This window comes from Acinetobacter kyonggiensis, assembly GCF_900107285.1.
Taxonomy (GTDB): Bacteria; Pseudomonadota; Gammaproteobacteria; order Pseudomonadales; family Moraxellaceae; genus Acinetobacter; species Acinetobacter kyonggiensis.
The window spans coordinates 198,957-214,431 of the sequence record NZ_FNPK01000003.1; the positions used below are offsets into that span (position 1 = coordinate 198,957).

General features: G+C 38.5%; 13 protein-coding genes. 7 read left to right on the forward strand and 6 right to left on the reverse strand.

Translation table 11 applies throughout. The annotated features are described in order from the left end of the window. The first annotated feature begins 82 nt into the window (after positions 1-82). Positions 83-2,161, forward strand: a complete 2,079-nt coding sequence (locus BLV99_RS04025) for a TonB-dependent receptor plug domain-containing protein (RefSeq protein WP_092687951.1) — start codon at positions 83-85, stop codon at positions 2,159-2,161. Between the two features lie 237 nt (positions 2,162-2,398). Here BLV99_RS04025 and BLV99_RS04030 read toward each other — a convergent pair whose 3' ends face one another. After that, positions 2,399-2,668, reverse strand: coding sequence for a hypothetical protein (locus BLV99_RS04030; RefSeq protein WP_086164092.1), 270 nt, complete (start codon positions 2,666-2,668; stop codon positions 2,399-2,401). A gap of 576 nt (positions 2,669-3,244) precedes the next feature. Here BLV99_RS04030 and mdh point away from each other — a divergent pair. Continuing rightward, positions 3,245-4,459 (forward strand): iron-dependent methanol dehydrogenase, encoded by a 1,215-nt coding sequence (mdh, locus tag BLV99_RS04035; protein WP_086164093.1) that lies wholly within the window; start codon positions 3,245-3,247, stop codon positions 4,457-4,459. 158 nt (positions 4,460-4,617) lie between these two features. Beyond that, entirely contained in the window at positions 4,618-5,586 is a 969-nt protein-coding gene (locus BLV99_RS04040; protein WP_086183411.1) for an alpha/beta hydrolase, read from the forward strand. A 22-nt stretch (positions 5,587-5,608) separates the two neighbouring features. Here the strand turns inward: BLV99_RS04040 and BLV99_RS04045 are convergent, their stop codons facing one another. Beyond that, complete coding sequence (locus BLV99_RS04045; protein ID WP_086183412.1) at positions 5,609-6,790, reverse strand: helix-turn-helix domain-containing protein; 1,182 nt, start codon at positions 6,788-6,790, stop codon at positions 5,609-5,611. Positions 6,791-6,993: 203 nt separating this feature from the next. Here BLV99_RS04045 and exaC point away from each other — a divergent pair, with 203 nt between their 5' ends. The 3 genes from exaC to BLV99_RS04060 all read left to right on the forward strand — a co-directional run bounded on the left by exaC (position 6,994) and on the right by BLV99_RS04060 (position 10,130). Then, positions 6,994-8,505 carry an acetaldehyde dehydrogenase ExaC gene (gene exaC / locus BLV99_RS04050; protein ID WP_092687954.1) on the forward strand — a complete coding sequence of 504 codons (1,512 nt, stop codon included), beginning with the start codon at positions 6,994-6,996 and terminating at the stop codon, positions 8,503-8,505. 224 nt (positions 8,506-8,729) lie between these two features. Next, positions 8,730-9,440 carry a glutamine amidotransferase gene (locus tag BLV99_RS04055; protein WP_092687957.1) on the forward strand — a complete coding sequence of 237 codons (711 nt, stop codon included), beginning with the start codon at positions 8,730-8,732 and terminating at the stop codon, positions 9,438-9,440. Between the two features lie 69 nt (positions 9,441-9,509). After that, a complete protein-coding gene (locus BLV99_RS04060; RefSeq protein ID WP_086183415.1) occupies positions 9,510-10,130 on the forward strand; it encodes a LysE family transporter in 621 nt (206 codons plus the stop codon). Between the two features lie 112 nt (positions 10,131-10,242). Here BLV99_RS04060 and BLV99_RS04065 read toward each other — a convergent pair whose 3' ends face one another. Together BLV99_RS04065 and BLV99_RS04070 are read right to left on the reverse strand one after the other, a co-directional pair. Beyond that, positions 10,243-10,446: a hypothetical protein gene (locus BLV99_RS04065; protein WP_004651643.1), complete on the reverse strand. Its 204-nt coding sequence runs from the start codon at positions 10,444-10,446 to the stop codon at positions 10,243-10,245. A gap of 538 nt (positions 10,447-10,984) precedes the next feature. Then, positions 10,985-11,563: a YceI family protein gene (locus BLV99_RS04070; RefSeq protein WP_092687960.1), complete on the reverse strand. Its 579-nt coding sequence runs from the start codon at positions 11,561-11,563 to the stop codon at positions 10,985-10,987. Positions 11,564-11,876: 313 nt separating this feature from the next. Here BLV99_RS04070 and BLV99_RS04075 point away from each other — a divergent pair, with 313 nt between their 5' ends. Further along, positions 11,877-12,284: an OsmC family protein gene (locus BLV99_RS04075; protein WP_092688063.1), complete on the forward strand. Its 408-nt coding sequence runs from the start codon at positions 11,877-11,879 to the stop codon at positions 12,282-12,284. A 62-nt stretch (positions 12,285-12,346) separates the two neighbouring features. Here BLV99_RS04075 and BLV99_RS04080 read toward each other — a convergent pair whose 3' ends face one another. Beyond that, positions 12,347-12,562 (reverse strand): hypothetical protein, encoded by a 216-nt coding sequence (locus tag BLV99_RS04080; protein ID WP_086183417.1) that lies wholly within the window; start codon positions 12,560-12,562, stop codon positions 12,347-12,349. Positions 12,563-12,726: 164 nt separating this feature from the next. Further along, positions 12,727-14,715 (reverse strand): transketolase, encoded by a 1,989-nt coding sequence (gene tkt / locus BLV99_RS04085; protein WP_092687963.1) that lies wholly within the window; start codon positions 14,713-14,715, stop codon positions 12,727-12,729. Positions 14,716-15,475: the final 760 nt, after the last annotated feature.

Genomic DNA, 15,475 nt, shown 5'->3' on the forward strand with positions numbered 1-15,475 from the left:
ATCTTTTGTTTCGCCATTTTCCACAAATTTTCTTCACATTTGTACGTTATCTTACGCAAAATTACATACGGAACGTCGAATAATGAAACGCATACAAGCGCGTTGGAAATTAAGTGCATTAAGTTGTGCATTATTCACCTTTATGTCCCCAACATGGGCTGCTAATAACATTACAGAAACAAGCACAACAGACAGTGCGCCCACTCAAACTCAACCCGTACAAACATTGGCAACATTAAAATTTGCAGCGACACCCAACACAGCGAAAGATCCTGACATCAGTGCAGTGGCGAAAACCATTGTCACACGTGAGGAAATGCTGCAATTTGGTGATCAATCCGTCAATGATGCTTTACGTCGCGCAGCGGGTTTTCAGATGCCAACACCTGGACAAGGTCCACGCGGGGGCGGTGGTGCTTCAGGTATGCGTTTTCGTGGTGGCGGCGCACCAGTATTTTTAATTAATGGTGAAGCGGTTCAAGGGGGGCCACGTGGCGGAATGTCGATTGTTGACAGCTTAACGCCCGACATGATTGAACGAATTGAAATTACCAAACAACCGAGTGTGGCTCAAGCCTCTGTCGCATCGTCAGCAGTCATTAATATTATTTTAAAACAACCGCTTAATAATACACGTTTAAGCGGTAATGCCCGTGTCGGATATGGTTTGGCAAAATCAGATCAAAAAGAAGAAGAACGTAAAAATATTAGTGTTCAACTCGATGGTCGTGATAGTCCATGGTTGTATAGTCTTTCTGCCAATCAAATGTGGAATGACAGCACCTCTATCACCCAGACCCAAACCAGTACTCAGACACGTGAACAAAAACGAATTACGCAACGTAAGTCGCAAATGTTGTCACCCCGCCTTGAGTATGAATTAGATGATCAACAAAATTTGGTTGCTGAATTATTCTATCGCAACAATGAAAGTGAGGGTGTCCGTGGCGACCAAATTCAAAATGATCAAAATGACAGTATCCGCTTAAACACACGTTACGAACGTAAAGACCAAGGCAATTCAGATAAGCTTCGTCTATCCGTTGAACAACAGAATGAAACTGAATCGACCCAATCGTCCCTATTGAACAGCTATACCGATGAACGCATTAATGAATACGGTATTGGCTATGACGGCGTTCGAAAGTTCAATGAAACGCAACAGCTTAAATTTGGTCTAGATGCACGTGCCAATGAACTCGATAGCAATGTGAGTCAAAATTTAGATGAACAACTCTATGCGCTATATGCTGAAGGCAGTTGGAAGTTTACTGACCGCCAAACGGTAACTTTGGGCGCTCGTCAAGAATGGATCAACCGTTCAGGTTTAGTTGAATATAGTGATCATCACTTAAGCCCTGTCTTGGCGCACCGTTTTGACTTTAATGATACATGGTCATTACAAACCAATATTAGCCAAGCCTTCCTGAGTCCTAAAACAGATCGTTTATTACCCACCGTTTCGGTTTCTACCGATAGTGATGCGGGTAGCCTCAACAACCCAGATCGTGGTGGTAACCCTAATTTACGCCCTGAAAAAATTACCGCATTTGAATCGACTTTAGGCTACAACACGCCATCAGGTGGTATCAATATCACGGCATATCAACGTGAAATTGAAGACTACATCGAAAAAGTCATTCGTCAGGAAGGTTCACGTTTTGTAGAGCGTCCACAGAACCAAGATAATGCCACCACTTATGGCGTTGAAATTTCGGGTCGTTATGCCTTAAAACAAACAAAACGGGGAAATTCATTCATGTTGAATGGACAACTCTCTACTGTACGCGCCAAAGTTGAAGATGAAAACCATCAACAACGCTTAGTCAGTGATGTTGCGCCATATACCGCAAGTGCAGGCTTATCCTATAACTATCAGCCTTGGCAGCTTGCAACCAGTGTCAATTTGAACTATGTGCCTGAATTTACCCGTGCTTTAGATAATCAACCCTATGATCGCACCAGCAATGAACGGGTAAATATGGATATCAGTATCACCAAACGCTTTACCGATGGTTGGGCGACCACACTGAATGCACGGAATATTTTAAGTACCGATTATAAAGAACGCTTAACCTATCAAACTGATGGTAGTCTGTATGAGTCACGAATCAACCAAGCGATTCCAAGTGTTTTAATCACTCTAGAAAAGAAATTTTAAATATTAAAACCGGTGTGAATGCACCGGTTTTTATCATCAATACATGTGTATTTTTTAACACTGTTTAAAAAGAATCAATGGTGAGATTTAATTAAAAAACATCAAATGAATGGGCTTCATTTTATTCAAAAAATTAATATTCGTATGTTGGATATAATATTTTTTAGCTTAAAACATGCATGATTAATGCAAAAAACTACCGACTTAATCTAAGATAAATATGTACTTATATTTCATTTACAATTTTTTAAGTAAACTCGCAATACGTAAGGTATGTTGCTTATTGCCTTTTTGTTCCATGACTTTATGTTCTACCCACCATAAATATTCAAAAATTTCAGACTCACTTGAATGATCGCGAATCATTTTAAAAATTTTGGGCAAATAATCTTCATACTCATCTCGCATTGAAGGATTGCGACCAATTCCTAAAGGATCCCATTCATTGAGTAAAACTTTATGTATTCCATACAATAATATTGCATCTTTATTATGTGCAACGTCCATACCTACCCCTTACTAATTTAATATAAAAATCAGACCTATGTAATATTATTTATTCTACGAATTGTGGTCAATTCATTAAAAAATGTAGCTACTTATATTACATCTTCAAATTTTCTATTATCTTTAAAGCATTGATTTTTTAAATCATCAATCACGCTAAAATTTTTATCCTTTATAAATAATTCCAGTCCCTCATTTTTTTAATCACTCATTTTAATCAAAATTGAGCTGCGCTAAGAATAACATAAAAAGAAAGTAGGCTTTTAAAACAGTCATGATAAATTTATGATTTTCGATCATGGGCTCAAAGCATGATGTGATTTGTTTTTCACTCGCTTGGTATATTGATCATGCTTGAAATCAATAAAAATTATCCTAATAAATAACAACTTTCATATTCCTACAAGTCTAATAAATCTCTATTTTCTGATTGAGTTATCATTCAAAAATATATTTACAATCAGCATTTCTTTAATGGTAGGTGTTTGGTAGGTAGGATTATTTTTCTGTTCATTTGATACTCAAATTACGGTGAGGGTCACCGATAACATAATGAATGGTAGAAGGAATCGCACCATGGCTTTTAAAAATATTGCAGATCAAACGAACGGTTTTTATATTCCTTGTGTTTCTCTTTTTGGTCCAGGTTGTGCCAAAGAAATTGGTGCTAAAGCACAAAATTTAGGTGCAAAAAAAGCGCTCATTGTTACAGATGCAGGTCTGTTCAAATTTGGGGTTGCTGACACCATTGCTGCCTACCTAAAAGAAGCAGGCGTTGACTACCACATCTTCCCAGGCGCAGAACCTAACCCAACGGATATTAACGTACACAATGGTGTTCAAGCTTATAATGAACAAGGTTGTGACTTTATTGTGTCTTTAGGTGGCGGTTCATCGCATGACTGTGCCAAAGGTATTGGCTTAGTGACTGCTGGTGGTGGTCATATCCGTGACTACGAAGGCATTGATAAAAGTACCGTTGCAATGACACCGCTCATTGCCATCAATACTACGGCAGGTACAGCTTCAGAAATGACACGTTTCTGTATTATCACCAATACTGACACCCATGTAAAAATGGCAATTGTCGATTGGCGTTGTACCCCGCTTATTGCAATTGATGATCCTAAGCTAATGGTTGCAAAACCAGCAGCGCTGACAGCAGCGACAGGTATGGATGCACTGACTCATGCCGTTGAAGCTTATGTATCAACTGCTGCAACGCCAATTACCGATGCTTGTGCTGAAAAAGCCATTACCATGATTAGTGAATGGCTAAGCCCTGCTGTTGCCAATGGTGAAAACCTTGAAGCACGTGATGCAATGAGCTATGCACAATATTTAGCTGGAATGGCATTCAACAATGCATCTTTAGGTTATGTACATGCCATGGCACATCAATTGGGTGGTTTCTACAATCTGCCTCACGGTGTATGTAATGCCATTTTACTTCCGCATGTCTGTGAATTTAACCTCATTGCTTGTCCTGATCGTTATGCCAAAATTGCACAATTAATGGGTGTCAATACTGCTGGGCTGACTGTAACAGAAGCAGCTTATGCAGCCATCGATGCAATTCGTGAATTATCAGCATCAATTGGTATTCCTTCAAGTTTGTCGGAACTGGGCGTGAAAGAGCAAGATCTTAGTGTAATGTCTGAAAATGCACAAAAAGATGCCTGCATGTTAACCAACCCACGCAAAGCAACACATGCTCAAGTGGTAAGTATCTTTAAAGCAGCGTTAAAGGCAAATGCTCCAGTGGTCGATATTTTTAAAGCAGCGGTGTAAGTTTTCTCTCCCTTTTTGACTTAGCTATTGAACAACCTATATTCCCTCTTTACGAAAGAGCAAGAATATAGGTTGTTTTTTCATCTTATTTCCATTTGACAAATTCAAGCTCATCATGAAGGATAATAGAAAATCCATAATTCCAACTGAGCAGAATAATGACAAAACAAATCACCGAACCACTTTATCAACCTGATGTACTGGGTTCAGGTTACGAACAAGCCACCTTAAATTTCCCCGATGATTATGAAGGGCAAGTCACCGCAACCTTAGTTCGTAAAAAAGCCGAACACGCTACCTCAAAAGCCGTTTTATATATTCATGGCTTTATTGATTACTTTTTTCAAACTGAAATGGCGGAACAATTTAACCAACATGGTTTTGACTTTTATGCACTCGACTTACGCAAATATGGTCGTTCTCATCTGCCGCATCAAAAATACTATAACGTACGTGACATTGCTGAATATAATGCTGAAATCACTGAAGCACTCGATATCATTGCTGCGGAAAGACACGATGCTGTACTGCTGTGTGGACACTCTACTGGTGGATTAACCACAACTTTATATGCGGCGCATCATCCTGATCATCCGCTCATTAAAGCACTATGGCTCAACAGCCCCTTTTACGACTTCAATATGCACCCGATCAAGAAGAAATTAGGGGTTCCCAATTTAAGTCGCGTGGGTAAAATTTGCCCCGATTTAAAATTTCCAAGTGAACTAAATAAATGGTATGGAGCAAGTTTACACAAAAGCATGCATGGTGAATGGGACTTTAATCTGGAATGGAAGCAAGCATCTTATCCGATGGTTCGACTGAGTTTTGTACGAGCAATTTTTGAAGCACAAAAAGAAATCCATCAGGGCATCAAGCTAAATGTACCTGCTTTGGTGATGCATTCACATCAAACCAAAAACCCGAAAAAATGGCATAAAGATGCTCAAACCAGTGATGTGATTTTGAATGTAAAACACATTGAAAAATATGCCAAAAAAATTAAAGGTGATGTCACCATCAGTAAAATACACAATGGCTTACATGACTTGGTTTTATCGGAAAAATCTGTACGCGAAAATGTCTATCAACAGCTCTTTGCATGGCTAAAACAAAAAGGTCTGTAAATTTGGTTTATCCTTTTAAGGATTAATCATCTTTATATTTCAGTAAGGTTTGATGCACAGGATGCGTTTTTGGCATTAGTTCAATTAAACGCTCTACGGCATCAATCGCTTCTGGAAAACGAGCCACATGTTTCAGCAGGACATCGGTTTCATTGGCTTTAAAAATAGCATTACTTAAACGCGACTCTAAGCAGTCACGCCATGCACATAAAAAAGGACTTTCCGTTTTTGCTAAGAACACGCCCGTGCATAGTTTTAACGCAGAATCGATATAGCCTGCATCTAAGGATTGTTCTGTCAGTAAAAAGTCAGCTTCTACATGGGCCAGCAAACGATAAGGCCTTGAACCCAGCATGCCACCTAAAATATCGCGTAATTGTGACATTTCCGCCTTTAAAGTGCCCACACTGACTTTTCTTTCACCATACAAAGCCTGATGTAGGGTATCTAAACTTAGACCTTGAGGACATAACGCTAAAATCGTTAAAATTTCAATTTGACGCGGTGTCAGCACCAAAATTTTGCCATTGAACAATATTTGTGGCACGGAAAAAGCACGAATAAACAATTGCTGTTTTTGATGCTCCATTAAAGCGGATTGAATAATCGATGCGCAACGCTCTGCTGCAAGTAAGCCCAAACTATTATGCTTTTGCCATAGCGTTGATAAATCAATCACGCCTAACACTTGTCTCGAATAGGGATCAATAATCGGGGCAGCATAACAGACCCAATCATGAATGGACGACATAAAATGTTCATTAGAAAATACACAGCTAGATTGCTGAGTTTTTAATGACAAAGCCAAAGCATTAGTACCCACCAACTCTTCGCGCCATTGTCCGCCTTCAATAAAATGTACACTCTCTGCTGCACTTTGCATTTGTGGGCTTGAAGCCGTCCAAATAATGGTACTACCGATATCCCCAACAGCCAGCACCATTGAAGATTGTTCCGCAATATGCTTTAAATCTTGGGCACAATGTCGCAGTGCATGTTCCAAAGCAGTGGGATAAGTTTCTTTTTGTAAATGAACCAATGGCGCAGCTGAACGATCTTTGGGAATTTCGGCAGATGTTGAACGTTGCCAAGAACTGACAATACTTTCTCCCAACTGTTCGGCATGCAATGGAGACAGACTACTACTTTGTCTAAACTGATCAATCTTCTGTCTTTTTTGCGTTAAATTCTGTTTTGTCATCATTCCTTATTCTCTCAACAATTCATGATTTACATCCACTGTAATACCTATTCTTTTATGATCAATGAAAAAGATTGTAAACCTTCTTGTATCCAACCTTTCTCCAACCTTGTTCAGAGTATGCTAATCAAATAATGTGCAAAAGTACCTTATACCAAAGCTGTAGATGCAGCTTTAAACACTAAAATAAGCAAAGGAAGATACATATGCGTTACGTCGATCCTAATCAATCTGGTTCAAAAGTTCAATTTAAAGCCCAATATGAAAACTTTATTGGTGGACAATGGGTAGCACCAGTGAAAGGTGAATACTTTGACAACATCTCTCCTGTCGACGGTAAAGTATTCACTAAAATTCCACGTTCAAGTGTTGAGGATATTGAACTTGCACTTGATGCTGCACATAACGCCAAAGCACAATGGAGCAAGTCTTCTGCTACCACACGCTCTAATATGCTGTTAAAAATTGCAGACCGTTTGGAAGCCAATTTGGAGCTTTTGGCTGTTGCTGAAACTTGGGACAATGGTAAACCTGTACGTGAAACCTTAGCTGCTGATATTCCTTTAGCCATTGACCATTTCCGCTACTTTGCTGGCTGTATTCGTGCGCAAGAAGGCGGTATTTCAGAAATTGATGAAGATACCATTGCTTACCATTTTCATGAGCCTTTAGGTGTTGTCGGGCAAATTATCCCGTGGAACTTCCCTATTTTAATGGCGACGTGGAAACTTGCACCAGCATTGGCTGCGGGTAACTGTATTGTTTTAAAACCTGCTGAACAAACACCTGCCAGTATTCTTGTTTTGGTCGAACTCATTCAAGATTTACTCCCTGCTGGCGTGTTGAATATCGTGAATGGTTACGGTGTTGAAGTGGGTCGCCCTCTGGCAACCAATCCGCGTATTGCTAAAATTGCATTTACTGGTTCAACAGCCGTTGGTCAGCAAATTATGCAATATGCGACTGAAAACATTATTCCTGTAACGCTTGAATTGGGTGGTAAATCTCCAAACATCTTCTTTGAAGATATTATGGATAAAGATGACGAATTCCTAGACAAAGCACTCGAAGGTTTTGCAATGTTTGCCTTAAACCAAGGTGAAGTTTGTACTTGCCCTTCACGTGCACTGGTTCAAGAAAGCATTGCCGATAAATTCCTTGAAATGGCAGTTGAACGTGTAAAACGTATTAAGACTGGACACCCACTTGATACTGATACCATGATTGGTGCTCAGGCTTCTCAGGAACAACAAGAGAAAATTTTAGGTTGTATCGCAACAGGTCGCGCTGAAGGTGCTCAAGTGCTTACAGGTGGAGGTGACCGTCAAGAAGTGGGTCAAGGTTTCTATATTGAACCGACCATCTTTAAAGGCGATAACAGCATGAAAATCTTCCAAGAAGAAATTTTTGGTCCTGTACTTTCTGTGGCAACCTTCAAAGATTATGATGAAGCGATTAAAATTGCCAATGACACCATTTATGGTTTAGGGGCAGGTGTTTGGTCACGTTCTACGCATACGGCTTACCGTGCTGGTCGTGCGATCGAAGCGGGTCGTGTATGGACAAACTGCTACCACATTTACCCTGCTCATGCGGCATTTGGTGGTTATAAAAAATCAGGGATTGGTCGTGAAAATCATAAAATGATGCTCGATCATTACCAACAAACCAAGAACTTACTGGTAAGTTATTCAACGAAGGCAATGGGTTTCTTCTAAAACTATCTGCATAAAGCATCAAAAAGCGAACTTCGGTTCGCTTTTTTCATTTTATGACCCTCATCCTCACAGATATGTTTATTTTGATTCTAGACCAAATGAGCGACTGTGTCTAAGCTCGAATTGGAAACTGCAAATATTCATCAAACTATTTACATTAAAATCTTCTTTTTTCTCTTTATTCAAGTTAGATTTCTATTATTCTCAATCTTTTGAATAATCACATGACAACAACATCTCCAGACTTTCCAGACACCATTTATGCCATTCAACACCTTGCCTTTGAAGATTTAGGCGCTCTTGAAGATGTCTTTTATCAATTAGGCTATCGGGTACGTTATTTTGAAGCTGGGGTAGATGACTTAACTCAAGCATTTGGGCATAAAGGCTTAACGATTATTCTAGGTGGGCCAATCGGGGTTTATGAGTCGGATGACTATCCTTTCCTACAAAAGGAAATAGACTTACTTAAAGAGCGTTTAAAGCAGAATTTGCCTACAATCGGAATCTGTTTAGGTGCTCAACTCATTGCACATGCCTTAGGTGCCAAAGTCTATGCAGGACATCAAAAGGAAATTGGTTGGAGTACACTGCATCTTTCACATACAGAGAACAATTTGCTTTCTGCTTTAATAGATACACCTGTACTGCATTGGCACGGCGACACTTTTGATTTACCTGAAAACGCAACTTTATTAGCCAGTTCTGATCTGTACCCCAATCAGGCATTTACTCTTGGCAAGCATATTCTCGCATTACAATTCCATTTAGAAGTTGCTGCGGACAGCTTAGAAAAATGGTTAATTGGTCATACCTGTGAATTGCGACATGCCAATATCGACATCACAGCGCTTCGGGCAGATAACCAACAGTATGCCTCTGCACTAGAACAAGTTTCAGGGAAAATCATTCAACAGTATCTCATGCAACTTTAAGCAAAATAAACTGTACAATTCCTGTGTTCATCTTTATAAAAGTGTCATCTCCCACGATAAGACCATACGATGACACTTTTCCTTGGTATTGCCCTTATTCATTTCTTTGCCCTGCTAAGTCCGGGGCCAGATTTTTTCTTTGTCAGTCAAAGTGCCATTCGTCAATCCAGATCACATGCGATGTTTGCAGCCTTAGGTATCTCCTTAAGCATTTTAGTATGGGCTATTTGTGCCATCAGTGGCTTACACTTCCTGTTCCAAAAAATTGCATGGTTACAGCAAGCACTGGTGATTTTAGGTGGACTCTACCTGTTCTATCTGGGAATACAATTATTTAAATCAGCCTTCAATAAACAAGCATCGGTACAACAACTTTCAACCGCTATACCAAAATCCAAGATCACTTTATTGTTACAGGGCTTTTTCACCAATATGGCGAATCCTAAAGCATTGGTCTATTTTAGTAGTGTTTTTTCCTTGGCCATTAATGCAGACATGCCTTTAACCACACAAAGCTCATTACTCGCCTTAATCTGGCTTGAAAGCTTAATTTGGTTTGCCTTAGTCGCTTATTTATTTTCATGGCATAAAATGAATGCTGCCTACCAACGCTTAAGTAAATGGATTGACGGACTCACTGGCGGAATTTTTATTAGCTTTGGCTGTTATCTCATTTTAAATCGTGATTAAAATATTCATCTTCTTAAAAAAAGCACCCTTCAAATAAGACTAAAAATGTCCAATTTAAAGGGTGCCATTCAACTTAATCAGCTTAAATTAAAGCTGATATCATTTTAAACTTTTATTCATGTACAGAAACGCCCAATTCCTGATCTTTAGCCAAAAACACCGATATTAAAATAGGCACGGCAAGAATAATAGGAAAGGTGAAGATCCATAATACAACGGTTGTTTCCCCTGAAAATAAAAAATGAATAACAAGTGCAGCTAATACTAAAACAAAGGCAAGAACACTAACGAATCTAATTACAAAATTTTGAGGCATTTTTTTGCTCACATAGGATTCTAACAGTGCCTTTAAGTATATACCTTATGCTTAATTTTTGTTATATGGTAAGACCAAGTAGCTCACTTTTAAATAAAAAATAATTTTATGATAAGTTATTGAAAAATATAAAATATACTAAATATTTAATTTAAGTTTTCTGACATTTTCTTTGCTACATCACCTGATTTTAAATACCGACCTTTTTCTTGATGATATTTTTGCATAACATGCTAAATGAACAATTTGGTTTAATTTCTTTTCTCTTGAGCATGAACAGTGCTTCAGTCTAATCATGTTAATCCAGCTGATTATTCACACTCTTTTGATATGCTACGAGGAGTTAAGTATCTTTGCTGAGAATAAATGACGGTAGTGCGTCATAATGAATAGGTTTGGGAAGCTTTATAGCTTGATGCAGATTTGGTGTAAATGTGGTGTAGATTTTTTCTGATTCTAGTGAAAATTAAAAACAACGTACTATCCCTGATAAAACCACTTGCAGCAAAATTACTGCAAGTGGTTGTGTAATCCTTATTTATTTTTTAACTGACGCTTCAGTGGTGATATTTACCGTAATTTTATCACCGACATTCGGTACATATGCGCCTACACCAAATGCAGAACGATCAAATGATGTTGTTGCATTGAAACCAATAGACTCAACTTTGGTCATTGGATGTACGCCTTGCTTATTCAATACAGCATCCAGCACAACAGGCTTAGTCACATCTTTCACTGTCAGGTTACCAGTAATTTTGTATTTGTTCTTGCCTACAGCCTGAACGTTGGTGCTTTTAAAAGTGATGTTTGGATATTTTGCAGCATCAAAGAAATCTGCTTTCTGCAAATGCTCATCCAATGCTTTTACATTCGTATTTAAACTCGATAAAGGAATAGTCACATTAACAGATGAATTTGCAGGTTTTGCATTATCGACGTTAATTGTACCTTGAATGTCGCTAAAGTTTGCAGATGGTGTAGAAAAGCCAAAATGATTCCAAGAAAATACAGTTGCTGTATGGGTTGGATCAATTTGATATGCAACTGGTTTTGCCAACGACAAAGTTGCAACGGATGCTACAGCCAAACCTAAAGTTATTGCTTTAAAATTCATGTGTTTTTATCTCGCTTCAGAATGATTGTTAGTGTATACGTTTCCCATCTTAATTCACTGATATAGATAAAACGATATGTTGCAAGAATAGAACAATCTCTTTATTTAGCTTAAAGATTTAAAATAAAATACTAATAAGCTATTGATAATATTAAAAAATATTTTATTACTTGTGTTCTAACGGACATAGCAGCCTTATTTTCAATCTTTTATTCAGCCTTTAAAAATGATGGAATACAAAAAACAAACAGTCTTAACACGATATAAAGGATTGTATAACAATATCTCTTTCAAAAAAGAAGCTGTAATTCTAATGATCCATAGTGCACAAGCTCAAAGTACAACCACACCCTATCGCGTTACACTCACAGATCCATCAGGTCATCTCTGGTATGTCGATGAACCAACAGAAAAAGGTGGACAAGATAGCGCACCAAACCCCATACAACTTTTACTTTCGGCTTTAGGCGCTTGCACAACAGTCACGTTACAAATGTATGCAGATCACAAAAATATTAAACTCGAACATGTACAGGTCGATTTGGCTTTAAATCCAAATGCAGAACAAGAAGCAGGCCAAAACAATATTGTGCGTAAAATTACCCTAAAAGGCGATTTCACTGAAGACCAACATAAACGATTATTGAAAGTCGCTGAAAATTGCCCTGTCCACAAATTATTGACTTCAAATATTCAGATTCAGACTGAATTAACAACTTAGCAAATGCACTGTCTGAAATAATAAAAGCCCCAAAAGGGGCTTTTTTAAAGATGCTTAATCTTTTATAACTTCTCAACCAACACACGATCAACCTGCTTAAGACCCGTATGTTTTTCATGGTTTTGTCGACGAACTTTAATGACTTTCTCTTCATCCAAGTCTTTCAACATCAACACGACTGCCATCATAGATTCAAGTGGAATGTCTTGACCAATCCACTTCTGCTCGCCAGCGTCCATTAGGGTAATTTCGTCATTAATCTGGTTATAAAGGCTCATATTTTCCTCACTTATGCTGAATAAATGCCATCTCAAAATGAATACTCAATGAATGGCATCACTATATACTTATTGGTACAAACTACTAGAACAATATCGTTAAAAATTCATCTCAATAAAAACGCTCCAATTGGAGCGTTTTTAACAAGCTAATTTTTTTTCAATTAAGCTGTGATTTCTTTTACCGCTGCAACAACCGCATCAGTGGTGATACCAAAGTGTTGATACAAGTCTTTTGCAGGTGCAGATTCGCCATATGTGGTCATACCAATTACACGACCATCAAGACCGACAAATTTCCACCAGTAATCGACATGCGCAGCTTCAACAGCAACACGTGCACGGATGTTGGCAGGGAGAACCGCTTCACGGTAAGCTGCATCTTGTTTAACAAATTCTTCAGCACATGGCATAGATACCACACGCACACCTTCAAGCTGTGCATAGGCTTCCATCGCCAATGAAACTTCAGAACCCGTTGCAATGATGATTGCTTTTAATTCGCCTTTTTCTTTAGCCAATACATAACCACCTTTCGCAACATCAGCAATTTGAGCATCAGTACGTGCTTGGAATGGTAAATTTTGACGAGAGAAAATAAGTGCTGTTGGCCCTTCTGAACGTACAAGTGCAGATTTCCAAGAAATTGCAGCTTCAACGGTGTCACATGGACGCCATGTATTTAAGTTTGGCGTACCACGTAAAGAAGCAATTTGTTCTACAGGTTGATGCGTCGGACCATCTTCACCTAGACCAATTGAGTCATGAGTATATACATGAATCACACGTTGCTTCATCAATGCAGACATACGTACTGCATTACGTGCATATTCCATAAACATCAGGAATGTTGCTACATAAGGAATAAAACCACCGTGCAGTGCAACACCGTTGGCAATGGCAGTCATACCAAATTCACGAACACCGTAATGCACGTAGTTACCCGCAGGATTGTCCTGAACGCCGACACAACCTTTCCAAAGGGTCAGGTTAGAACCAGCCAAGTCAGCAGAACCACCTAAAATTTCAGGAAGTAATGGACCAAAAGCTTGAAGTGCATTTTGACTGGCTTTACGTGTTGCAATGGTTTCAGCTTTTGCATTCACTTCAGCAATATAAGCATCGGCTTGAGCCACGAAATCAGCAGGTAAATCACCACTTACACGGCGTTTCAGTTCAGCAGCTTCTGTTGGATATTTTGCAGCATAAGCAGCAAAAGTTTCATTCCAAGCAGCTTCAGATTTCGCACCTTTGTCTTTCGCATCCCATGCTGCATAAATATCAGCAGGAATAACAAATGCTTCTTCAGTCCAGCCTAAAGCTTGACGCGTTAATGCAATTTCGTCATTCCCTAAAGGCGCACCGTGGCAATCTTCTTTACCTTGTTTATTTGGTGAACCTAAACCAATAATCGTTTTACAGATGATCAGTGTTGGTTTGCCAGTTTCAGCTTTTGCTTCCAAAGTTGCAGCACGTAATGCATCAGCATCATGACCATCAACTTTAAGTACTTGCCAACCGTAAGCCAAGAAGCGTTGTTCTGTATCGTCAGAGAACCAACCTTCTACTTCGCCATCAATTGAAATGCCGTTGTCATCATAGTAAGCAACAAGTTTGCCTAGACCTAAAGTCCCTGCTAATGAACATGCTTCATGAGAAACACCTTCCATTAAACAACCATCACCCAAGAAACAGTAAGTGAAGTGGTCTACAACAGATAAGTCATCTTTGTTGAATTGAGCGGCTAATGTTTTCTCAGCCAGCGCAAAACCGACTGCATTGGCAATACCCTGACCTAAAGGACCAGTTGTGGTTTCAATACCTGGTGCATAACCTAATTCTGGGTGACCCGGAGTTTTTGAATGCAACTGACGGAATTGTTGTAAGTCTGCAATTGAAAGGTCATAACCCGTTAAATGCAACAATGCGTATTGAAGCATTGAGCCATGACCATTAGACAATACAAAACGGTCGCGGTTCGGCCATTGTGGGTTGGTTGGGTTGTGATTTAAAAATTCACGCCATACGACATCAGCGATATCTGCCATCCCCATTGGAGCACCTGGATGTCCTGAATTTGCTTTTTGCACAGCATCCATTGCCAATACACGAATTGCATTTGCAATACGGCGTTCGTTAAGCGGGGTTGTCATAGGTCAGAGTCCAACTAAATCGTTTAAAAAAGATGATGAATAGGAAAATTCAAAGCTGTGCGTATTGTCTTAAAAAAACAGCAAGGGGTAAAGCCTAATAGCCAACATTTCAACATTTATTCGTGGCTGTTGCTATTTTAATATAGGAATAGCTTATTTACACATCAGTTTTGCTGATTAAACGATAAAAAATAGCCAGTATTCATCCTATTCAAAATGAATGGATGACATCTTCAATAGATGACGCTCCCTTTAATGCAGTTCAATGAAACTTAAATATGTCGTAGAAAAATCAACCAGACCTGTCTGTTTAAAATATTTTTACACCCTTTTGCTTATATTATTTACTTGATCAGCATAATAAAAAACCAAACGTGAATAAAATTCACTTTTATAAAAAATAAATGAAATATTCAAATTTAAAATACTTCACTAGATCTAATTTTGTCCATGACATTTATTTAACCCCATTCTTTTAAATTCTATCTTTAATTTTTTATTTTACTAAGTACATGATATTAATACCTATTAATTAAAATTCATTTTATTTTTAAGCCCCCCCCGCATCAAGAATAAATTATTTTTAATCAGTTCAGCGATGCAACATTTCAATTTTTTTAACTGTACAACGTTACCTTTAGCTGCTCATTTTGCTTGCTTATCAGTTTTATAGATGCATATATCAATTAAAAAGTCGTGAAATTGAAATAATTTCAGTCATTTTTGTCGTATGGAACTGGTCCAAAAGTCTAACTCGATG